18 protein-coding genes are annotated in these 22071 nt (G+C 72.9%); 9 read left to right on the top strand and 9 right to left on the bottom strand.

The annotated features are described in order from the left end of the window. The first annotated feature begins 110 nt into the window (after positions 1-110). Entirely contained in the window at positions 111-1151 is a 1041-nt protein-coding gene (locus QE392_RS04070; RefSeq protein ID WP_307448291.1) for a zinc-dependent alcohol dehydrogenase family protein, read from the top strand. A gap of 307 nt (positions 1152-1458) precedes the next feature. On the opposite strand, the gene QE392_RS04065 is transcribed toward QE392_RS04070, so the two are convergent. From QE392_RS04065 to QE392_RS04035, 7 genes are all read right to left on the bottom strand, one after another. Then, the gene (locus QE392_RS04065) at positions 1459-1860 is read right to left on the bottom strand and encodes an amino acid transporter (protein WP_307448287.1); all 402 of its coding nucleotides are present in this window, start codon (positions 1858-1860) and stop codon (positions 1459-1461) included. Next, a complete protein-coding gene (locus QE392_RS04060) occupies positions 1857-2489 on the bottom strand; it encodes an acyl-CoA synthetase (protein WP_307448284.1) in 633 nt (210 codons plus the stop codon). Before QE392_RS04060 ends, QE392_RS04065 begins: the two co-directional genes overlap by 4 nt. Before the next feature lie 363 nt (positions 2490-2852). Beyond that, positions 2853-3212 carry an LPXTG cell wall anchor domain-containing protein gene (locus tag QE392_RS04055; protein WP_307448281.1) on the bottom strand — a complete coding sequence of 120 codons (360 nt, stop codon included), beginning with the start codon at positions 3210-3212 and terminating at the stop codon, positions 2853-2855. Between the two features lie 147 nt (positions 3213-3359). Beyond that, positions 3360-4760 carry a YcaO-like family protein gene (locus tag QE392_RS04050; RefSeq protein ID WP_307448278.1) on the bottom strand — a complete coding sequence of 467 codons (1401 nt, stop codon included), beginning with the start codon at positions 4758-4760 and terminating at the stop codon, positions 3360-3362. Next, complete coding sequence (locus QE392_RS04045) at positions 4753-6981, bottom strand: TOMM precursor leader peptide-binding protein (protein WP_307448276.1); 2229 nt, start codon at positions 6979-6981, stop codon at positions 4753-4755. The genes QE392_RS04050 and QE392_RS04045 overlap by 8 nt, the downstream gene beginning before the upstream one ends. Positions 6982-7445: 464 nt before the next feature. Further along, positions 7446-9209, bottom strand: a complete 1764-nt coding sequence (locus QE392_RS04040; RefSeq protein ID WP_307448273.1) for an amino acid ABC transporter ATP-binding/permease protein — start codon at positions 9207-9209, stop codon at positions 7446-7448. Continuing rightward, positions 9206-10999, bottom strand: a complete 1794-nt coding sequence (locus QE392_RS04035; RefSeq protein WP_307448270.1) for an ATP-binding cassette domain-containing protein — start codon at positions 10997-10999, stop codon at positions 9206-9208. Before QE392_RS04035 ends, QE392_RS04040 begins: the two co-directional genes overlap by 4 nt. Positions 11000-11038: 39 nt before the next feature. Here QE392_RS04035 and QE392_RS04030 point away from each other — a divergent pair, with 39 nt between their 5' ends. The 4 genes from QE392_RS04030 to QE392_RS04015 all read left to right on the top strand — a co-directional run bounded on the left by QE392_RS04030 (position 11039) and on the right by QE392_RS04015 (position 14444). After that, positions 11039-12121, top strand: a complete 1083-nt coding sequence (locus QE392_RS04030) for a FecCD family ABC transporter permease (protein ID WP_307448268.1) — start codon at positions 11039-11041, stop codon at positions 12119-12121. Positions 12122-12140: 19 nt separating this feature from the next. After that, positions 12141-13118: an ABC transporter substrate-binding protein gene (locus QE392_RS04025; RefSeq protein WP_307448265.1), complete on the top strand. Its 978-nt coding sequence runs from the start codon at positions 12141-12143 to the stop codon at positions 13116-13118. Beyond that, positions 13111-13959 carry an ABC transporter ATP-binding protein gene (locus QE392_RS04020; protein ID WP_307448262.1) on the top strand — a complete coding sequence of 283 codons (849 nt, stop codon included), beginning with the start codon at positions 13111-13113 and terminating at the stop codon, positions 13957-13959. The genes QE392_RS04025 and QE392_RS04020 overlap by 8 nt, the downstream gene beginning before the upstream one ends. Before the next feature lie 77 nt (positions 13960-14036). Next, positions 14037-14444, top strand: a complete 408-nt coding sequence (locus tag QE392_RS04015; RefSeq protein ID WP_307448259.1) for an NUDIX hydrolase — start codon at positions 14037-14039, stop codon at positions 14442-14444. Between the two features lie 469 nt (positions 14445-14913). On the opposite strand, the gene QE392_RS04010 is transcribed toward QE392_RS04015, so the two are convergent. Next, positions 14914-16401: an SDR family oxidoreductase gene (locus QE392_RS04010; RefSeq protein WP_307448254.1), complete on the bottom strand. Its 1488-nt coding sequence runs from the start codon at positions 16399-16401 to the stop codon at positions 14914-14916. Between the two features lie 716 nt (positions 16402-17117). Then, complete coding sequence (locus QE392_RS04005; RefSeq protein ID WP_307448251.1) at positions 17118-18191, bottom strand: LacI family DNA-binding transcriptional regulator; 1074 nt, start codon at positions 18189-18191, stop codon at positions 17118-17120. Between the two features lie 343 nt (positions 18192-18534). Here QE392_RS04005 and QE392_RS04000 point away from each other — a divergent pair, with 343 nt between their 5' ends. The 4 genes from QE392_RS04000 to QE392_RS03985 are packed head-to-tail and all read left to right on the top strand — an operon-like array spanning position 18535 to position 22059. Beyond that, the gene (locus tag QE392_RS04000) at positions 18535-19398 is read left to right on the top strand and encodes an ABC transporter substrate-binding protein (protein ID WP_307454016.1); all 864 of its coding nucleotides are present in this window, start codon (positions 18535-18537) and stop codon (positions 19396-19398) included. A gap of 35 nt (positions 19399-19433) precedes the next feature. Beyond that, a complete protein-coding gene (locus QE392_RS03995) occupies positions 19434-20222 on the top strand; it encodes an amino acid ABC transporter permease (RefSeq protein WP_307448243.1) in 789 nt (262 codons plus the stop codon). After that, positions 20219-20989: an amino acid ABC transporter ATP-binding protein gene (locus QE392_RS03990; protein WP_307448239.1), complete on the top strand. Its 771-nt coding sequence runs from the start codon at positions 20219-20221 to the stop codon at positions 20987-20989. Before QE392_RS03995 ends, QE392_RS03990 begins: the two co-directional genes overlap by 4 nt. Next, positions 20989-22059 carry a Gfo/Idh/MocA family protein gene (locus QE392_RS03985; RefSeq protein ID WP_307448231.1) on the top strand — a complete coding sequence of 357 codons (1071 nt, stop codon included), beginning with the start codon at positions 20989-20991 and terminating at the stop codon, positions 22057-22059. The genes QE392_RS03990 and QE392_RS03985 overlap by 1 nt, the downstream gene beginning before the upstream one ends. Positions 22060-22071: the final 12 nt, after the last annotated feature.

Here is a 22071-nt window from a genome sequence, read left to right as displayed (position 1 = left end):
CCCGCGATCGCTGATCGCGCGGCCGGGTCAGGGTGCGCGCGGGGGCCGAGGTATCGCGCGAGCCGCGGCGTGCTCTGAACGCTCACCACGCTCGCGGGAGAATGGATGCCATGCGCGCGATGATCATGGACGCCCTGGCCGAGCCACTCGAGGTGCGTGACGTCGAGGCGCCCCGCGCTCCGGCCGACGGCGTCGTCGTCGAGGTGTACGCCACGGGCCTGTGCAAGAGCGACTGGCACGCGTGGGTCGGCCACGACGACGTCGCCCTCCCCCACGTGCCGGGCCACGAGCTCGCGGGCGTGATCATCGAGGTGGGCGCCGCCGTGAAGCGCTGGACGGTGGGCGACCGCGTCACCGTCCCCTTCGTCATGGGGTGCGGCGCCTGCGAGTGGTGCCTGAGCGGCAACGCGCAGGTGTGCCCCGACCAGCAGCAGCCCGGCTTCACGCAGTGGGGCTCCTTCGCCGAGCGGGTGGTGCTGCGCGCCGCCGACACCAATGTCGTCCGCATCCCCGACAGCGTCTCCTTCGAGGCGGCGGCGGCCCTCGGATGCCGCTTCGCCACCGCGTACCGGGCACTCACGGCCCGCGCCCGCGTGCAGGCCGGCGAGTGGATCACGGTCGTGGGAGCCGGGGGCGTGGGCTTGAGCGCCGTCATGATCGGGGCCGCCCTCGGTGCCCGGGTCATCTCCGTCGATCGCACGCCCGCGGCGCTCGACATCGCCCGTCGGCTCGGCGCCGAACGCACGCTCGTCGCCGACGGCTCCGACATCCCCGCCGCTGTCCACGAGATCACCGGCGGCGGAAGCCACGTCTCGATCGATGCGGTGGGCAGCGCGCAGACAGCGCGGGATGGCATCCTGAGCCTCCGGCGTCGGGGTCGCCACGTGCAGGTCGGCCTGCTGCCCACCACCGACGGGATGACCGCCATGCCCATGGCGCGGGTGATCGCCTGGGAGCTCGACCTCCTCGGCAGCCACGGCATGGCCGCGGCGGATTACCCCGAGATGCTGTCGCTCATCGAGAGCGGCGCGCTGCGTCCGCAGGAGCTGATCGAACGGGTGGTCGGCCTCGGCCAGGCGGCCGACCTGCTGCCCACCATGGACACCGCGTCACCGGCGGGGATGACGATGATCGACCCGCGGCGGCCCTGACCAGCCCGCGGCCGGTGTGAGCGGCCCGCGAGCGGTGTGAGCTCCCGGGCGTGGAACCGGCCGAGGCGCGAGCGCGTGCACGCTTCCAGTGACGAGCGGAGGACCAGGGGCGAAAGGAGGACAGGTCGCGCCGAACACACCCTCCGCTCACCCCACGCCCTCCCCCCACGACGCGAAGCACGAGCACGGGCACGGGCACGCACGGGCATCGCCCAGCGGTTCGCGGGAAAGATGCCGATCGAGCCCTGATCACCCGGTCGGGAGGCTATTCGGGCTCCGGCCCCGTTCGGGAGCGAGAGGGATGCCGTCAGGCCTTCGGCGACGACGGGCCGTCGCCGGGGTCGGCGGAAGGCTCGGCGTCGACGGAGCGCTCCGTCGCGGGGGCGGCGCCCGGGGTCGTCGCGCCGGGGGTCGCGGCATCCGAGGCGTCCGTGGGAAGCAGCAGCGGACGATCGACCGTCTTTGTGACCGTGGAAGGGTCGATCACGAGCAGCATGAGGGCCACGCTCACCAGGACGACGATGAAGGTCGCGCCCGCGGCGACGAGTGCCACGACGAGGGCGTTCTGCAGCTGGTCCGCGGGGCGCGTCTGGAAGAAGCCCATCGACATCAGCGTGACGAACCCGGCGAACAGGGCGGCGACGAAGGCAAGCCCGAGAAGCTGGACGGGCTTCATCAGGTCTTTACGCGTGGTGGGCTTGTCGGTCATGACGCGGCCTCCTCGGGGGATACGGCCGGAACGGGCTCGGGGCGGCGGGGCGAGAAGCCCGCGATGGCGAGGAACACGGCGATGACAGCCGCGTATCCGCCGAAGAGTCCCACGGCGATGGTGATGCCGGTCAGCGTGAACGAACCGGCACCGGTGATGTCGTAGTCGAGCGCGTACTGCATCGGCGTCAGCAGCAGCACGACGGCCAGCACGAGACCCAGGATGCCGACGAGCACACCGTCGCGCACACCGGCGGTGCGGCCCGCCTTGCGGTCGCGCAGAGCGCCCAGCAGCTCGATGAGTCCCGACACGATGGCCCAGGCGATGACGACGCCGAAGAAGACGCCCGTCGTGCGCCAGCTGCCGACGCTCGTGACCAGACCGGCGATGATCGAGACGGATGCCAGCAGGACCGGGATCATGCGCTCGTCGCGGGGGAAGACCAGCCAGGCCGCGAGCGCGAACACGAGCCCCGTGGCGAGCGCGAAACCGCTGAACACGCCGAGCCCGAGCGGGGCGGAGTGGTCGGAGGAGAAGGTGACCATGATCGCCGCGAGGGCGGCGAAAGCGGCACGCGCGAGCTGCAGGTGGCGAACGTCGAAGGCTCGCGGCGAGGAGGAAGTGGTCACGGAGGGTCCCGGAGAAGCGGAGTGGATGCCGTCCAGTCTATTCCTCGGCACCTGTGCGGCCCCCGGGGAAGCTCGACGCCGAGGGACCGTCGGCGCGGGGGCGGGCGAGACGCGTCGGCAACGCAGACTCGTCTCGGGTTGACGGGCGCGTGGACCGGTGGGTCACCCGGTCAGACGCGTCGGCCACGCAGACATGTCGCGGGTCGAGGGGCGCGTGGACCGGCGGGTCACCCGCCCAGCGCGTCGACGCCGCAGACACCTCTCGGGTCGAGGGGCGTACGGACCGGTGGGTCACCCGCCCAGCGCGTCGACGCCGCAGACACCTCTCGGGTCGAGGGGCGTACGGACCGGTGGGTCGCCCGGTCAGACGCGTCGGCGACGCCCGGCGCGGATCACGAGACCGGCGGTCAGTGCCACGAGTCCCGCTGCCGCGCCCCACAGCGCGATCTCTCCGCCCGTGGCCGGGAGAGCGCCCGGGCGGAGGTCATCGGCATCCGATCCCGGGGCGGCGGGTGCGGGGTTCTCGGTCGCCGTCGGCACCGGGGTCGCGGGCGGGGCCGGTGTTGCCGTGGACGGGGGCGTCGGAGCGCCGGTGCGCGCGGGGATGTCGACCGAGACGATCATCGCGTCACCGTTCGCGTCGACCGTCGGCCCGCCCTGCACTGCCAGGGGAGCCGAGAGAGCGGATGCCACCAGCACCGCCGCCATCGTTCTGATCATCATTGAGTCGAACCTCCTTCCGTGATTATGGCGTGAATGGACCGCTGAGCACGATGAATGAACCATCAATCACCCCGGTGGCGAGGTCGAAACGGCATCGCTCGTCGTATCGATCCGCCGGTCGTGCCCGGGGCGCCGGTCCTGCCCCGCTCACCAACCGGGGAAGGGAGCCTGTTCGAACGCACGCGGGGTCGGCAGCCGGTGCGTGCGCCGCGAAGCTCGGGCGACGAGCGCCGGATCGAGCCGGAAAGCGCCCAGAGGAAGCGGGATCGCCGCCGGGGACAGCACCCGCACGACCCGCCCGTCGGGGGCGAGAGCGACCGACCAGGTCTCGACGGCGGCTCCGGGCCGGACCTCGGCGTCGCCGACCGGCGCGGGCCGGACCCCGTCGCGCGGCGCGGGCGGCATCCCGTCCCCGGTGGGCGGTGTCGGGGCACCTTCGGGCGGCACGGGCGGCATCCGGGCCCCGTCGCGCGGCGCTGGCGGCATCCCGTCCCCGGTGGGCGGCGTCGCGGCGCCGTCGGGCGGCTCAGGCGGCATCCCGTCCCCGGCGCGCGGCGCGGGCGGCATCCCGTCCCCGGTGCCGAGGAGGCGCCGCAGGTCGCCGCGTGAGCGTGGATCCAGCGCCAGCTGCACGTGCGCGAGCGGGTCGAGAAGGCGCCGACGCTCCGACGGGGACCGCGGCAGGTACCGGCGGTCGGGGCGGTGGGCGAGGACACCGGGACCGGAGAGCGAGGTGGCCGGATCGTCGAGTTCGCGCGCGATGACGAGCTGCCACAGGGCGCGCGCGATCGCCGTGCGCTGCGCCGTGCCGTCGCGACCCCACCCGCCCCCGACGGTCTGCACGGTCGTGTCGTCGACCGCGGCCACCGTGACGGGGCCGAGCGTGCCGACATCGACAAGACGCAGCGTCAGCTCGAGGTCGGCATCCGCCCACAGGCGACGCACCTCCGGCGCCGCGTCGACGGACGCCGCGGGCACCGAACCCGTCCACCAGCACCAGAGCGCGTCTTCCACGACGACGGCTCTCCACGCCGCGTCGAGGGCCGCACCAGGATCGACTCCCGCGCCGAAGCCTCCGAGGAGCGGAGGGTGCACGAGCGGTTCGTCGGGACGCGCGTCGCCGGAGCGGGCGACGGCGAGGGTGTACGGCATCCATCCCTCCGCCGAGCCGCAGGCGTCGTCGCGACGCGCGCGCACCCAGAGACGCTCGCTGTCGTCGTCGTCGGGGGCGAGCGGAAAACCGGGGAGCGCGCGCTCGGCCGGGTCGACCCACCCGAGGGCGCTCGGTCGGAGAACCGGCGCTCCCTCGTCGGCGAGCTGTCGCGCCGTCGCCCGCCGCGTCGTCAGCTGACCGTGATCGGCCGACCACCAGTGCCGGCGTACGGCCTCGTCGACGAGGCGCTCGTCGACCCCGTCGGCGAGGTCGACCACGACCGCGTGCGCATCAACGCCCGCCGCCGCCGGCATCGCGATCTGCAGGTGCTGGAAGGTCGACGGGAAGGGCGGCGGATGCCGCAGCCGCACGGGGCGGGCGACGAGATCAGGCATGCGGCAGCGGGAACAGGTTGATCCGCGACTCCGGCAGCGGCTCGTCGCGCCACCCCAGCTCGACCGCGATGCGTTGCACGCGGCCGTGCCCGAGGAAGGGGAAAGCGGCCGGGGCGTTGCCGATGGTGCCGGGAGCGATCACCCGCACGACGCGGAGCCCCGCGCTCGCGACGTCGGGCGTGGTGATGTCGACGACGATCGGCTCGATGTCGGCGCGCTCGAGCCCGGCGATCATGGCGACCCGGGAGCGCTCGGCCATCCGCGGAAGCATCTCGACCGACCGCGTGGTGGCCGGTTCGAGCAGGGGGCTCATGCGGCGGCCCGCCCGCGGGTCGAGGTAGACCTGCTGCTGCACCATGAGGTCGTCGCAGTCGTGCATGTCGGCGCGGAAGTCGTCGAGGTAGCGGCGGTCGGCGCGCCAGGGTTTGAAGGCGCGCCCGTTCAGCTCGCCCTCCGTCATCACCCTCCAGTGCAGGCCGTCGGCGTGAAGCAGGTCGCGCGAGCCCTCCTGGAGCGTGTACGCCTCGGTGAGGGCCTTGGATGCAGCGGATGCGAAGTCGGGCCGGGCCGAGAACCCCACGTTGACCAGCGCATCGTCGTCGTCGTGCACGATCGCCGCGGCCACCGGAACATCGAACTCGTTGTCGAGATGCACGAACGACGCCCGCGTCCCCGCGGCGAGCGGTGGCGTCGGCACCCCCTCGACGCGGGGCAGCGGCTGGGCGTTGAGCCACCACACCATCGTCGCGTGACGCTCGACGACCTCTTCGATCGCGCTCGTGACGGCGAAGTCCTCGCTGGGTCCCGCGGCGATCCCCGCGAAGGCGCAGAAGTTCGTCGGGGGCGCTGCCGCGACGTCGGCCGAGTACCAGTTGACGTAGACGAGGGATGCCGGCACCCACACCTCGCGTCCGGTCAGCGCCGAGCGACCCGGCACCCAGTGCACGGGCAGGTCGGCGTCGAGCGGCACGAACGGGAATCCGGGGGCGGCGTACTGCTGCTCGCTGTACAGCACCAGCCGGCGGGGATCGAGTGCGGGGACGCCCGCGCGACGCAGCTGCGCGAAGGAGCCGTGGCGCACCGGCAGCGTGTCGAGGATGTTGCCGCAGTACCGCTCCACCGACTCGCCCACCGCGGCGTGGTGCGCCGAGTCCGCGTCGTCGAAGGCCGAGCCCTGGCACAGCACGTTGTTGGCCCACGAGGTGACGGCGCGAATGTCGGCGACGTCGGCCTGGCGGGTCACCAGCCCCGAGGGCACGCGGCCGTGGTGGCGGACGTCGCGGATGCGCGTGATGACGCCGGTGCGCTCGTCGATCAGGTCGTCGACACCGTGCGGGCGGTGACGCGTGCGCCGGTGCGGCAGGGGCAGTACCGGGTGCGCCGCGCGGCGCACCTCGCCGTCGTCCAGCCACAGCTCGTGCACGACATCGCCGGGGGCCTCGTCGAGGGCGGCGCCCGCGACGGCCTCGGCGGCGGCCGCGGCCAGCTCCCACATCGCGTCGAGCAGACCGGGCAGGTCAGCGGCATCCGGTCCCTGATCGCCTCCCACGGCGGGAGTGCGCAGGGCGCGGTGCACGTCGGCGTTACGGGCGGATGCCAGGCGCCGGGCCGCGGCGTCCTCGTACGACGCCCCGACACCAGGCGTGACGAGCGGGCCGACCCACAGTCGCCCGCGGGACAGCTCGACCGGCAGCCAGGGCACGCGCAGGTCGTGGCAGATGCGGTCAAGGTCGACGAACTCGCGTTCCCGGCCGCCGCGGAGGGCGACGACGAGCAGCCGGGATGCCGAGAAGGCCGCGGTGGCGACGGTGCGCGGTGCCGCCTCGGGGGCGGGCTGAGCGTCGTCGTCGGGGCGCAGGCGTGCACGGGCCGCGGTCACGACGTCGTCGTCACCGGCGAGCACGGCTCGCACGGCCGGGCCCGTCGCGGGGCGTACGGCGGGTGGGTATGCCATGGCGGCGGTGCCCGGAGGTGCGGCGTCCGGCCGGGCGGCGGCGAGCAGGGGACGGAGTCCCTCGGCAGCCGCGGCGAACTCGGCGCCGACGAGGTCGTCGCGGCCCTCGTGCCAGGCCCACACCAGCACCTGCACGACCGCGGCGGGGACGTCGACGATGTGGTGACGCTCACCGACCGTGAGCAGGCTCCGGCGTTCGTCGAGGGGACGGATCTCGACGCCGGTGCGCGCCGGGCGGGCATCGACGATGAGCGGGGCGGGGGTCATGGGGTCTCCTCGGTCAGGGGTGCGGTCCGGTCTCGTCGACGAGCTCTGGGCCTTCGGGATGCCAGGGGCGGCAGGGTCTCGGCCGGGCCACCCACGAGCTCTGGACCTTCGGGATGCCAGGGGCGGCAGGGGCCGGCCGGGTCACCTGCGAGCTCGGGGCCGCGGGGCGCCACGGGCGGCAGGGTCTCGGCCGGGCCACCAGGGGACGCCCGGGGGCTGAGCCCGTCGAAGCACCCTCGAGCCGTCGGCCCGGGCTCCGTCGACGAGCTCGGGGAAGCGCGAGGCATCGGTGCGTGTCGTGACGGCGGACGCGCGGGCCCGGCGTGAACCGGACCCGCGCGCCGACGCTCACGCCCAGGCGAACGACGTGGCCACGTGGCCGTGGTGGTTCGAGTTCGGAGCGAGCACCGACTCGGCGGCGCGCTGCTCCTCGACAGCGACGATCGTGATCTGCGACATGTGTGTCACCTCCTCTCGGGTTGCGGATGTGCGGGTGAGGTCTCGGTGGCGCCGTCGACGACGGCGCGATAGCGCGGCGACCGCGCACGCAGATCGTCGTGCGGAGCACTGTCGACCACGCGGCCGTCGTCGACGAACAGCACGCGGTGCATCGCGCGCATGAGGGTCGGCCGGTGCGTGATCGCGATGGTCGTACGGCCGGCGCGGGCGCTGGAGAGGGCGGCGAGGAACTCCGCCTCGGTGGCGGTGTCGAGGCTGGCGGTGGGCTCGTCGAGCACGAGCACCGACGGGTCGCGCAGGAGCGCGCGGGCCAGCCCCAGCCGTTGCCGCTCACCGCCCGACCACGTCGCCCCGCGCTCGGCGAGCACCGTGTCGAGGCCCTCGGGCAGCCGCCGGACGTGCTCGGCGAGCCGCGCGCGCTCGAGCGCGTTCCACAGGGTCGGGTCATCGGCATCCGGGGCCAGCAGGTTCTCGCGCACGCTCGCGCGGAACACGTGCGGCTGCTGCGGCACCAGCACCACGCGCCGCCTCGTCTCAGCCCCGGCCTCGGCGGCGGTGTCGATGTCGTCGATGCGGAGCGTGCCGTCGCTCCCGAGCAACCGCGCGAGGACGAGGGCGAGGGTGGTCTTCCCCGCGCCGCTCGGCCCGACGACGGCGACGTGCTCGCCGGGATCGATCCGTAGGTCGGCCTCGGCGAGGGCGGGGGATGCCGTGCCGGGGTACGTCGCGGTGAGAGCTCGGGCATCGATGGAGCCGGAGAGGCGCACCTCGCCGCGGGAGGCCACCGCGGGATCGGGGGGCCGCACGTCGGGGGCGCTCAGGACCGTCTCGACCCGGCGCGCCGCCTCGGCCGTCTCGCCCACGCGGCCCAGGGCCCCCGCGGCGATCCCGGCGGGCCCGAGAGCGGCGGCCGCGAGCACGACGAGCGGCGGCGCGACCGCGGCATCCATCCCCCCGGCGACGGCGGAGCCCGCCAGCAGCAGGGTCGTCAGCAGCACGACCACGGTCATCGCGTCGGTGCACGCCTGCTCGGCCCCCGCACGCATCGCGAGGCCGCGGCGCGTGCGCTGCACCGCGCCGGTCTCATCCGCCACGGCATGCGCCTCGATGTCGACACGGCCCAGCAGCACGACGTCGCGCGCCGCTGACCGGGCGGCGAGCACGCGCGCCGACACGCGAGCGAGAGCGGCGCGCAACGCCTCGCCTTGCCGGCGGGCACGGCGGACGAACACCAGCGGGATGAGCACCAGGGCGACCTGGGCCGGCACGAGCAACAGCCACACCGGCCCGAACAGCACCGCGGCGGACGTGTCGATCACGGCGCACGCGAGCGCGCCGGCCGTGACCTGGGCCACGGTGTGGGCGGCGAACCACTCGAGCGACTCCACGTCGCCCATCGCCGCGGCGACCGTGTCGCCGGTGCGGCGGCGGGCGAGACCGACGGGTGCGAGGCGCGCGATCGTGCGGTGCACGTCGATGCGCAGCGCGTCGATCACGCGGTACGCCAGCACGTGCGCGAACCACTGCTCGCCCCACGCCGCCAGACCCGCGACCACGACGCTCGCGACCACCGCGGTCACGAGGGCGAGCGCCAGGGCGCGTCCGGCGTCGTCGGCGGTGACCAGCGACGCCGCCGCCGAGACCGACAGCACCGACACGGCGACGCTCGCGAGCATGCCCACGTTGACCACGGCCACGACGCCCAGGAACAGTCCACGGCGGCGGCGGAGGTACGGCACGAGCAGCACGAGAGGGCGCAGGGCGGTCATACGGGGGCTCCCTGCGATGCGTGTGCGGGGGCGTCGGAGTCCGGAGCCTCAAGAGTGGTGTCGTCGGCCGAGCCGTCGCCCTCGCGCGCGGGCTCGCGCCCCTCCGCCGCGAGAAGCCGCGCGTACGCCCCGTCCCGGGCGCGCAGCACCCGCGGATCGTCGGCCTCGACCACCCGGCCGCCGACGACGACGATCACCCGGTCCGCCGCCTCGGCGACGGCCAGGCGGTGCGTGACCGCGACGATCGCGTCGTCGGGGTGCGCCGCACGCAGAGCCCCGATGAGCCGCGCCTCCGACGCCGGATCGAGGGCCGAGGTGGCTTCGTCGAGCACGAGGACGCGGCGCTGCTGCGCGTCGCCGCGGGCGATGGCGACGCGCTGGCGCTGGCCGCCGGAGAGCACGCTCCCGCCGTCGCCGAGCGCCGTGTCGAGGGCGAGGGCCGTCTCACCGGTGCCGATCCCGGACCGGGCGGCCACCGCCGCGAGGTCGACGGCGCGGCCGGCAGCGCCGAGGGCGATCTCCGATCGCACGTCGCCGGTGAACAGCGCCGGATCCTGCGCGACGAGCGCGACGCGCGCCCGCAGGTCCTCCGCCGTATCCGCCCGTCGACCGCCGAACGAGATGTCACCGGCCTCCGCCGGGAGCACCCCCGCCAGCACGGCGGCGATCGACGACTTCCCCGCCCCGGTCGGGCCGACGACGGCGGTCAGCCCGGCATCGATCCGGAAGGTGGCCTCGGTCACGGCATCCGTCTTCGCCCCCGGATGCCGTGCCCGAAGGCCCTCGACGACGAGCGGCAGCGCCACGTCGGCCCTGTCGACCGGGAGCACATCGCACCGACCGCGGTCGGCGGCGACGAGGTCGAGCACCGGCGGCCCCGAGAAGGTGCCGAGATACCCGGCGTGCCAGGCCGCCGAGAGCTCGCGCAGCGGCCGCACGAGCTCGATCGACAGCAGCAGGGCCGCGAACACCGCGAACCCGCCGAGCTGCTCACCCCGCGCGGCCACGAGCACCAGCACCAGAGCGGGAACCGCGAGCAGGGCGAACTGCGACAGCCCCGACTCGACGAGCGAGACGCTGAGCTGGCGGAGGGTCCGGCGCAGGAGGGTGTCGGAGGCGGCGGCGAGCTCGCGCTCGCGACGCTGCTCCTGACCGAACGCCACGAGTGTCGTCATGCCGTGCATCGAGTCGACGAACTCGGCGTGCAGGTCTTGGTAGGCCTCCCAGTGGTCGCCGCCGCGCTTCGCGAGCACCCGGTCCCACAGTCGCGGCGCCAGGGGCAGCAGGGCCGCGGCGAGCACGGCGACCGTGCCGATGAGCGGGTCCACGAGCACGAGCGCCGTCCCGACCCCGGCGAACACGATGCCGGTGACGGCGAGTTGCGGCACGTACGACGACAGGTACGCGTCGAGGTTCTCCACCCCGTCGACCACGGTGGCCTGATCGCCGCCGCTGCGCCCGTCGCCGGGGCGCGTGGCGGAGCGTTCGATCAGCGCGGCGAAGGCGCGGGAGCGCAGATCGCGCTTGACGGCATCCATCGCCCGGTGCGCCACCGCGGCGCGCACGAGGGCGAGCGCGGGCCGCACGAGCAGGACCGCCGCCAGCGCGGCGAGCGCCGGTGCGACATCGGCGTCGACGAGGGAGGTTCCGCGCAGGAGGGCCGCGAACAGGTGCGACAGCAGCAGCGCCTGAGCCGCCCACGCGAGCGAGATCGTCACGCCGACGGCGACGAGCCCGGCGAGGGAGCCGCGGTGGCCGTGCCAGAGGCGCAGCAGTCGGAGGTGGATCATGTCAGCGAACCTTATTGAGAATGGTTATCATCTAGACCCATGACCGTAGAAGCCCGCGTCACCGCCGTCAAGTCGACGGCGCGTCCGCGTTCCCGCTCGGTGCGGGCGGGAGCGGCGATCGGCGCCCTGTGCGCGCTCGTTCCCGTCGTGCTCGTGCTGGGGATCGCGGTCGGCCAGGTCGTGCTCTCGCCCGGCGACGTGGTCGACGCCCTGCTCCGCGGTGCGACGGGCGGGTCCGCGACGACGGATACCGCCCGCCTCGCCGACACCGTCGTGTGGCAACTACGGGCACCGCGCGCGCTGCTCGGCCTCTGCGTCGGCGCGATCCTCGCTCTCAGCGGCGCAGCCCTGCAGGCGGTCGTGCGCAATGACCTCGCCGACCCGTACCTGCTCGGCATCACCTCGGGCGCGTCCCTCGGGGCGGCCGCCGTGATCGCCCTGGGTCTCGGCGCTCTGGCCGGCACCGTCGGCACCTCGGGCGGTGCTTTCCTCGGCGCGCTCCTCGCCCTGATCATCGTGCTCGCACTCGTCGGCCCCCGTCGGCGGCTCGGATCGGGCCGCCTCGTGCTCGCCGGCCTCGCCGTGGGGTACGCCCTGTCGGCCGTGACCAATCTCGTCGTGGTGCTGTCCGACAATCGCGACGCGATCCGCGCCATCACGTTCTGGATGCTCGGGTCTCTCGGCCAGGCCGCGTGGGACGACCTGCCCCTCGTCGCCTTCGCGCTTCTCGCGACCCTCGGCGTGCTCGTGATGTGGGGACGCCGATTGGATGCCATCGGACTCGGCGACGACGTCGCGCGGGGCCTCGGGAGCGACCCCGACCGCCTGCGCCGCAACGTCGCGATCGTCACGGCCGTGGCGATCGCCGCCGCCGTCGCCGTCAGCGGCGCGATCGGCTTCGTCGGTCTCGTCGTGCCGCATCTCGCGCGCGGGCTCGTGGGCGCGACGCACCGTCTGCTGCTGCCGACGAGCGCGCTTCTCGGTGGCGTGCTGCTCGTCGCCGCCGACACCCTCGCCCGCACGGTGCTCGCCCCGCGCGAGATCCCGCTCGGCATCCTCACGGCCCTCCTGGGCACCCCGCTGCTCCTGCTCCTCATCGCGCGCCGCACCCGCGACGCGTGACACCACCCGAAAGGAACCCATGTCCTCGCCCTCGCGCCCAGCCCTCTCCACCGCCGCCCTCGTGGCATCCGCCCTCGTGCTCGCCGGCTGCGCCGCACCCGCCGCGACCGCCCCGCAGGCGTCGGCCGGAGGGGGATATCCCGTCACCGTCACCGACTGCGGCGACGACGTGCAGATCGCGAAGCGCCCCGAGCGCGTGCTCACCGTCGGCACCGCGGCGGTCGAACTGCTCGACGCGGCGGGCGCCAGCTCGGCCATCACCGCACGCACGGCGGAGTTCGGTGCGGCGTTGCCCGCCACCCTCACCGACCCGCCGTCCGGCGACCTCATCATCGATCCCGCCGATCCGACCACCGAGGCGATCGTCGGCGCGACCCCCGACCTCGTCTTCGGCTACGGCCTCTTCACCGCTGACCCGGTGCAGGTGAAGGCCGCCGGGATCCCCGTCCTGACCGTCCAGGGCGAATGCGGTCACGACGCCACCACCGAGACCGGGAGCGTCGACCTCGGAACCATCACCGCCGACGTGCGGCGCCTGGGCACCGTCTTCGGCACCGAGGCGACGGCCGATGCGGCCGCCGATGCCCTCGACGCGCGTGTCGAGACCGCCTCGCGCCCCGCCACCGGCGACTCGGCCGCGTGGGTGTACTACTTCTCGTCGGAGGACCCGATCTCGGCCTACGGCGGCACCGGCATGCCCGAGGCGGTGCTGACGGGCGCGGGCCTGTCCAACGTGTACGCCGACCAGACGGACGCCTACTTGACCGTCTCGGCCGAGAGCCTGCTCGCCGCCCAGCCCACCTGGCTCGTGCTCACGTACGGTCTGTACGGCGAGAGCGAACAGCAGGCGCGCGAGAAGCTGCTCGCCGAGCCGGGCATCGCCGATCTGGATGCCGTGAAGGCCGGCCGGATCGTCATGGTCAGCGCCGACACGTCGAGCCCGTCGCCGGCCGCGGTTGCGGGGCTGGAGCAGATCGTCGCCGGGACGAATGGCTGACGACGGGATGCCGGAGGGGGCACGCGGCGCGGGCGCAGCGCCGGCCGAGGCGGCGGGGCACGCCGCGGCTGAACCCCACCGGCATCCCCCGCTCCTGTCGGCCGACGGCATCGCCGTCGCGCACGGCCGTCGCCGGGTGGTCGAGGGCGTCTCGCTCGCCCTCGCCCCCGGCGAGCGCGTCGCCGTGGTCGGACCCAACGGCGCGGGCAAGACGTCGCTGCTGCGGGCCCTCGCGGGGCTGGCACGTCCGGCGGCCGGCACCGTTCGGCTGAACGGTCGCGACCTCACGACCCTTCGCGAGCGCGAACGCGCGCGGCACATCGCGTTCGTCGCACAAGACGAGCACACCGACCTCCCCTACCGCGCGCGCGACGTTCTGCTGCTCGGACGCGCGGCGGGCCGCGGCGACTGGCACCGCTACGACACCGGCGATCACGCGGTCGTGGCCGAGGTGGCCGCGCGATGGGACCTGACCGATCTGCTCGACCGCACGCTCGACGCACTGTCGGGCGGCGAACGGCGGCGGGTGCTGCTGGCCCGGGCGTTCGCGCAGCAGGCCGACCTCCTGCTGCTCGACGAGCCGACGAACCACCTCGACCTGCGCCACCAGCACGCGCTCCTCGCTCATCTGCGCGACACCGGCGCGACCGCGGTGCTGACCCTGCACGATCTCGACCTGGCCGCGGCCTATTGCACGCGCGTCGTCCTGCTCGACCGGGGTCGGGTGCTCGCCGACGGTCCCCCGCACGAGTCCCTCTCGGCCGGGCGGGTGACGGAGGTCTACGGCGTGCCCGCCGCCTCGGTGCGCATCGCGGGTCGCGCGCGGATCCTGATCGGCTGAAGCCCCCGCGCCTGCCCGGCGGGTCGCGGATCCTCGGCGTGACATGCTCGCCCCGTCCCGGGTGCTACCGTGCGGGGGTGATCCCGGATGCCACGACCCCGCGCCTCATCCACGTCTCGGCCGCGGTCATCACCGACGCGGACGGTCGCCTGCTGCTCGTGCGCAAGGCCGGAACGACGGCGTTCATGCAGCCCGGCGGCAAGCCGGAGCCTGGCGAGACGCCCGCGGAGACGCTCGCCCGCGAGCTCGAGGAGGAGATCGGTCTGCGGCTCGACCCCGCGCACCTCGTGCCGCTCGGCAGCTACACAGCGACCGCCGCGAACGAGCCGGGCTTCGAGGTGGTGGCCGAGGTGTTCCGCGCCGACATCGGCGACCAGCGTCCGGTGCCGGATGCCGAGATCGCAGAACTCCGCTGGGTCACCGCCGCCACGGCATCCGGAATCGAGATCGCCCCGCTCGCCCGCCAGTACTTCCTGCCCGCCTGACACCGCGGCGCCCGCCCGGCCGGCGCTCCGCGTCGAGCCCGCGCAGGGTCTGCGCTCAGTGAGACCCCGACCGGGACGCACGGACGCGCGACCGAGGAGGCTGAGCCCGTCGAAGCCTCCGGCCCCTTCGACAGGCTCAGGGACCTCACGTCGGCAGGCTTGAAAACCTCACACGAGCCTGCACGCAGGAGGCTGAGCCCGTCGAAGCCTCCGGCCCCTTCGACAGGCTCAGGAACCTCACGTCGACAGGCTCAAGAACCTCACACGAGTCTGCACGCAGGAGGCTGAGCCCGTCGAAGCCTCCGGCCCCTTCGACAGGCTCAGGAACCTCACCTCGACAGGCACAAAACCTCACGCGAGTCTGCACGCAGGAGGCTGAGCCCGTCGAAGTCTCCGGCCCCTTCGACAGGCTCAGGAACCTCACGTCGACAGGCTGAGGAACCTCACGCCGCGGAGCCGCGCGGCATCCTCACCACGAGCTCTTGCGGTAGTCCTTCAAGAAGATGCCGAACAGGTCCTCGCCGGCTTCGCCGCGCACGATCGGGTCGTACACGCGCGCGGCGCCGTCGACGAGGTCGAGCGGGGCGTGGAAACCCTCTTCGGCCAGGCGCACCTTGGTGAAGTGCGGGCGCTCGTCGGTGATCCAGCCGGTGTCGACCGCGGTCATCAGGATGCCGTCCGACTCGAACATCTCGCGGGCGCTCGTGCGCGTGAGCATGTTGAGCGCCGCCTTCGCCATGTTCGTGTGCGGGTGGCCGGGGCCCTTGTAGCCGCGGCCGAACACGCCCTCCATCGCCGAGACGTTGACGATGTACTTGCGCTTCGCGGTGGATGCCGCCATCGCGGGACGCAGGCGGCTGACCAGGAGGAACGGCGCGGTCATGTTCGCCAGCTGCACCTCGAGCATCTCGAGCGGCTCGACCTGGTCGACGTGCTGCGTCCAGCTGTTGATGCGGTCCTCGTCGGGGATGAGGCCGCCCGCGTCGATCGCGGTGCCGGTCATCAGGCGCTCGAGCGACGAGGAGCCGGCGGCCATCGCCTCGGCGGTGAGTTCGTCGGCCGTGCGCGCCGCCGATGCGAGGATCGGGTGCGACGACACCGACTGCGCGAGCGCGAGCGGGTGCGCGTCGTTGGTGTGGCCGAAGGTGAGCAGCTCGGGCAGCGGGCCGTCGGGAAGCGGTGCCAACTCGGCATCCACCAGGGGTTTGTACGCACCCGGCGAGCGCCGCACGGTTTGCGCTGCGTTGTTGATGAGGATGTCGAGCGGACCCTCGGATGCCACCGAATCGGCGAGCCCGATCACCTGGGCGGGGTCGCGCAGGTCGATGCCGACGACCTTGAGGCGGTGGATCCAGTCCGCGCTGTCGGGCAGCGACGAGAAGCGCCGCACCGCGTCGCGCGGGAAGCGGGTGGTGATGGTCGTGTGGGCGCCGTCGCGCAGCAGCCGCAGCGCGATGTACATGCCGATCTTCGCGCGGCCGCCGGTCAGCAGCGCCCGGCGCCCGGTCAGGTCGGTGCGCGCGTCGCGCTTCTCGTGGCTCCTCGACGCGCAGTCGGGGCAGAGCTGGTGGTAGAACGCGTCGACGAGGGTGTAGTCCTCTTTGCAGATGTAGCAGGCGCGGGCCTTGATCAGCTCGCCCGCGAACGGCATCGACGTGCGGGCGGCCAGCGGGATGCCGCGGGTCTCGTCATCGATCCGATCCGGGGCCCCCGTCGCGGTGGCGGCGACCACGGCGCGGTCGGCCTCGGCGATGCGCTGACGCTTCTCTTTGCGCGACTGCCGCTTGACGTCCTTGTAGAGCTTGCCGGTCTGGCGGCGCAGGGCGATGTAGGCGGGGTCGTCGTGGTCGAGCGAGGAGGCGGCGTCGATGACGCGCAGCGCGATCTCGAGCTCGAACGGATCGATGGATGCCGACCGCGCGGCATCGCGGTCGGGGCTCAGCAGTGTTTCGGGCACGGGGCAGTGTATCGGGGGCTTGCTGAAGAGTGGGTGGGCCGGGCGTGTCGCGCTCTGTCGCCGGCCCTTCCCGAACGGTGACTTGCGCCATGTGCACGCGACATGCCCCGCGCCGCGCGCATACGGCGCAAGTCACGGGAAAACTCGATGACTTTCGCCATATGCACGCGAAACCGCCCACGCCGCGTACATACGGCGCAAGTCACGGGAAAACTCGGTGACTTGCGCCACGTGCACGCGACATGCCCCGCGCCGCGCGCATACGGCGCAAGTCACGGGAAAACTCGATGACTTTCGCCATATGCACGCGAAACCGCCCGCGCCGCGTACATACGGCGCAAGTCACGGGAAAAGTCGGGGCGACGGACGGGAGCCCCAGCCCTCCGCCCCCGTACCGCGGGCGCCGGTCACGGGGAAACTCGGTGACTCGCGCCATATGCACGCGAAACCGCCCGCGCCGCGTACATACGGCGCAAGTCACGGGGAAACTCGCGGCGACGGGCGGGAGCACTCACCCCAGCCCTCCGCCCCCGTACCGCGGGCGCCAGTCACGAGGAAGCTCGGTGACTTGCGCCATATGCACGCGAAACCGCCCGCGACGCGTACATACGGCGCAAGTCACCGGGAAAGGGAGGGGCGCGCGGGGCGCTCACGTCTTCGGAGAGGGAGGGGCGCGGGGCCACGCTCGTCGACGGGAAGGGGAGGGCGCGAGGGAGTCAGCGCCGCGGCGGCGCCACTGACCCCCGCTCGATGAGCTTCTGATCGAGCACGCGCACGACGGGCGGGGCGACGTCGCCGCGCACCCGCCGCAGCAGTAGCCGGGCGGCCTCGGCGCCGATCTCGTGGATGGGTTGCGACATGACCGTGACGCCCGGGGTGGACACCCACGTCCAGTCGGCGTCGTCGAACGCGATCAGCGACAAATCGGTCGGGATGCCGAGCCCCAACTCGCGCGCGACACGGAACACCTGCAGCGCGATGAGGCTGTCGGAGCCGATGATCGCCGTGATGCCCGAGCCGTCGGTGAGCAGCCGCCGCGCGATCGTGTCGACGCCGTCGCGGCGGGCGTTCAGGTGCACGAACGACGCGGGGTCGGCCACCCCGGCATCGGCGAGCGCGCTGACGAACCCGTCGACGCGTTCGGCCACCGACGACATCGTGAGCATCGCCCCGGCGCGATAGACGTCGTCGTGCTCGAGGGTCGAGATCAACGCGATGCGCCGATGGCCGGCATCCAGCAGGAGTCGGGTGGCGGTGCGTGCACCGCTGCGGTTGGCCGCGATCACGGCATCCACCTCGACGCCCTCGACCACCCGGTCGAATAGCACGACGGGGCGGCCGGCGTCGATGACGCTGCGGAGGTTGGTCGGGTCGACCGAGGAGGCCGGTGCCAGGAGCAGCCCGTCGACGCGCTTGGCGAGCTGCACGGCGATGGCCTGCGCCTCGACGACGGGGTCTTCGTCGGAGTTGGAGAGGATGAAGTCGAGCCCGGCAGCGCTTGCGACATCGGATGCCCCCCGCGTCGCCTGAGCGAAGAACGGGTTCTCGATGTCGCCGACGACGATGCCGAGGGTATTCGACCGGCCGGTGCTCATCGTGCGGGCGAGCGCGTTGGGGCGGTACCCGAGCCGGTCGGCCGCGGCGAGCACCCGGTCGCGCACGCTGTCGCTGACGGCACCGTAATCGCCGAGCGCGCGCGCGGCGGTGGCCTTCGCGACCCCGGCCGCGCCCGCAACATCGGCGACCGTCACCTCGCGGCGGATTGCACCCGTGTCGCTGTCGTGAGACATCGCTTCGCTTCCGGAGTCGTGAGTTGACGGTTCCCGCCATCTTGGCGTACGTTGCGGGAAAACAAATTGAGACCGGTCTCACCCTAGCCGACTGAGACCGGTCTCACCGCAAGAAGCACCGCCGCTCCACCTGCACCACCCGCATCACGACTGCACCTCGGTACCGCCCGCGTCGCACCACCCCCGCTCCGCCTCCCGGGACCGCCGCTCCACCACAGCACCGCCGCTCCACCGCGACGCACCGGCCCATGCCCGCGCCGCTCCCCGCGACCCACCCGAGCCTCACCGCTCGCGTCGCGTCATCCCGTGCCCCACCTCCCCGCATCCGAGAGGACCCACCGTGATCACCCGCAAGAACCTGCGCCGCACCCTCGCCGGCGCCCTGGTCGCCGCCGCCGCCATCGCCCTCACCGCCTGCAGCGGCACCGCCGCCTCGTCGTCCGGTGAAGACAACCCCTACGACCTCATCACTCCCGGCCAGATCCGCGTCGCCAGCCTCGGCGACTCGAAGCCCTACACCTTCACCGACGAGACCGGCGAGTTCACCGGCTTCGACGTCGAGCTGTTCAAGGACGTCGCCTCGCGCATCGGCGTGGAGGACGTCGTCTTCACCGGTCAGGACTTCTCGGGCCTGCTCGCGGCCGTCTCCAACGGCCAGTTCGACGTGGGCGTCGCCGCCATCGGCATCACCGCCGAGCGCGAGAAGACCGTCGACTTCTCCGACGGCTACCTCGCCGGCTACCTCACCGTGATGGCGAGCCCCTCGGCCGGCATCGCGGATGTCGACGATCTCGCCGGCAAGCGCCTCGGTGTCGTGCAGGGCACCCTGCAGGAGGCCTACGCCGTCAAGAACTTCACCGACACCGAGCTCGTACGCTTCCCCGACAACAACTCGGCCATCTCGGCCGTCAACAGTGGCTCGGTCGACGCCCACTTCCTCGACTACGAGGCCGCCAAGGAGTATGCCGCCCAATACGGCCTGGTGAACGCCATCGACATCCCCTCGTTCGACGCCCCCGCCGGCTTCGCGATCGCCAAGGGACATGACGCGTTCAAGGACGCCCTGAACGAAGGCCTGCACGCCGCGATGGAAGACGGCACCTGGAAGGAGCTGTACCAGAAGTGGTTCCCCGGCTCGCCGATGCCCGAGCAGTACCTCCCCTCGTCGGAGCAGACCTCGAGCCCCTCGCCCTCGGCGAGCAACTGATCGGCCGCCCCGCGGCCATCTGAAAGGAGCCCCCGATGGATTGGCTCGACAACCTCGTCAAGACGTTCCTCGATTTCGAGGCGATGGCGCAGGTCCTCCCCCAGCTGCTGGGCACCGGCCTCGTCAACACCCTCGTCATCTCGGTCTGCGCCACGGTGATCGGCATCGTGCTGGGCATGATCGTGGCCATCATGGGCATCTCGCCCTCGCGATGGCTGCGCACCCCGGCGCGGATCTACACCGACATCTTTCGGGGGCTCCCCGCGATCCTCACAATTCTGCTGATCGGTCAGGGCTTCGCCCGGCTGAGCCAGCAGCTGTTCGGTCCGTCGCCGTACCCTCTCGGCATCCTGGCCCTCTCGCTCATCGCCTCGGCGTACATCGGCGAGATCTTCCGCGCCGGCATCCAGAGCGTCGACCGCGGTCAACTCGAGGCCTGCCGCGCCCTGGGCATGAGCTACGGCAAGGCCATGCGCCTGGTCGTAGTGCCCCAGGGCGTGCGGCGGGTGCTCCCGGCGCTGGTGAACCAGTTCATCGCGATCGTGAAGGACTCGTCGCTGGTGTACTTCCTGGGCCTGCTCGTGTCGGAGCGCGAGCTGTTCCGGGTGGGTCAGGATGCCGCGGTGCTCACCGGCAACCTGTCGCCGCTGGTCGCGGCGGGGGTGTTCTACCTCGTGATCACGGTTCCGCTGACGCACCTCGTCAACTACTTCGACAACCGCTTCCGCACGGGCCGGCGCAAGCCCACCCCGCCCAAGAGCGGCCTCGACGAGGTCGAGGAGACCACCCCCGGCCCCGCCCTCACGTATGGAGCGAACACATGACGTACACCTCCCCGGTCCCCGTCACCGACGGGCACCTCTACGAAGGCTCGAGCCTCGAACTCCGCGACCTCACGATGGCGTACGGCGACATCGACGTGCTGCGCGGGGTGAGCATCGACGTGAAGCCCGGCACCACGACCTGCATCATCGGCCCCTCGGGCTCCGGCAAATCGACGCTGCTGCGCGGAGTGAACCGCCTGCACGAGCCGAAATCCGGCGATGTGCTCCTGGCGGGCGAGAGCGTTCTCACGCAGAAACCGGATGCCGTGCGCAAACGCATCGGCCTGGTCTTCCAGCACTTCAACCTCTTCCCCGACCACACCGCGCTCGAGAACGTCGCGCTCGCCGTGCGGCACGTGAAGGGCCTGTCGGCGGCCGAGTCGCGCCGGATCGCCGCCGAGCGTCTCGCCGAGGTGGGTCTGGCCGAGCGCAGCGATCACCGCCCGCGCGACCTGTCGGGTGGCCAGCAGCAGCGCGTCGCGATCGCGCGGGCCCTGGCCATGGAGCCCGAGGTCATGCTGTTCGACGAGGCCACGAGCGCCCTCGATCCCGAACTCGTGAAGGGCGTGCTCAACCTCATGGCCAACCTCGCGCAGCGGGGGATGACGATGCTCGTCGTCACGCATGAGATGGGCTTCGCCCGCAAGGTCGCCGACCAGGTCGTCTTCATGGATGAGGGACGCGTCGTCGAGGCCGGCACCCCCGCCGACCTGTTCGAACGGCCGCAGAGCCCGCGCCTGCAGCGCTTCCTCTCGGAGGTGCTGTGATGACGGCCCGCACCCCCGCGGCGGGCACCGGCAGCGCGCCCATCCGCACCGCCGTCATCGGTTTCGGTGTCTCGGGCCGTGTGTTCCACGCGCCCTTCCTCGAGGCTGACCCTGACTACCGACTCGACCTCATCGTCACGGCGAATCCCGAGCGTCGCGCCGAGGCCGAGTCCCGGCATCCGTCCGCCCGGGTGGTCTCCGACGTCGACGCCGTCTGGGCTGCGGCGGCGGAGCTCGACCTCGTCGTCATCGGCTCGCCCAGCGGCACCCACGCGTCGCTGGCGGAGCGGGCACTGGATGCCGGTCTGGACGTCGTGGTCGACAAGCCCTTCGCCGTGACCGCCGACGAGGGCCGCGCGCTCATCACGCAGGCCGAGCGCCTCGGCCGCACGCTCACCGTGTTCCAGAACCGGCGATGGGACGGCGACTTCCAGACCCTCCGCGCCCTGGTCGACAGCGGCGAGCTGGGCGAGGTGCGGCGCTTCGAGTCGCGCTTCGAGTGGTGGAAGCCTGAGCCGCCGACCTCGTGGAAGACCGAGGCCGGCGTCACCGACGGTGGTGGCATCCTGTACGACCTGGGGACCCACCTCATCGACCAGGCCGTGCAGCTGTTCGGCCCCGTCGACGACGTGTCCGCCGAGGTGCACCGGCGGCGCGAAGCCACTGCGGCCGACGACGACGTGTTCGTCGCGCTGCGGCACGCCTCGGGCACGATGTCGCACCTGTGGATGAGCGCCGTCGCGCCGCTCACGGGACCGCGGTTCCACATGCTCGGCTCGCGCGCCGGCTACACCACGTGGGGTCTCGACCCGCAGGAGCCCGCGCTCATCGCGGGCGCCCTCCCCGGCGACCCCGGCTTCGGCGCGGTGCCCGAGGAGCGCTGGGGCACCCTCGGCGCCGGCGACGAGACCCGGACGCACCCCACCCTGCCCGGCGACTACGGCGCGTTCTACCGCGCGCTCGCCCCGGCCCTCCGCGGCCACGGGCCGCTCCCCGTCGACCCAAACGACGCCGTCGCGGTGCTCGAGATCATCGAGCGCGTACACGCCGCGGCATCCGTCTCCGCCTGACTCCCCCCGGAA

It is taken from the genome of Microbacterium proteolyticum, from assembly GCF_030818075.1.
Lineage (GTDB): Bacteria > Actinomycetota > Actinomycetes > Actinomycetales > Microbacteriaceae > Microbacterium > Microbacterium proteolyticum_A.
The sequence above is the reverse complement of the archived record's forward strand: the minus strand, read 5'-3'. Positions and strand labels throughout refer to the sequence as shown.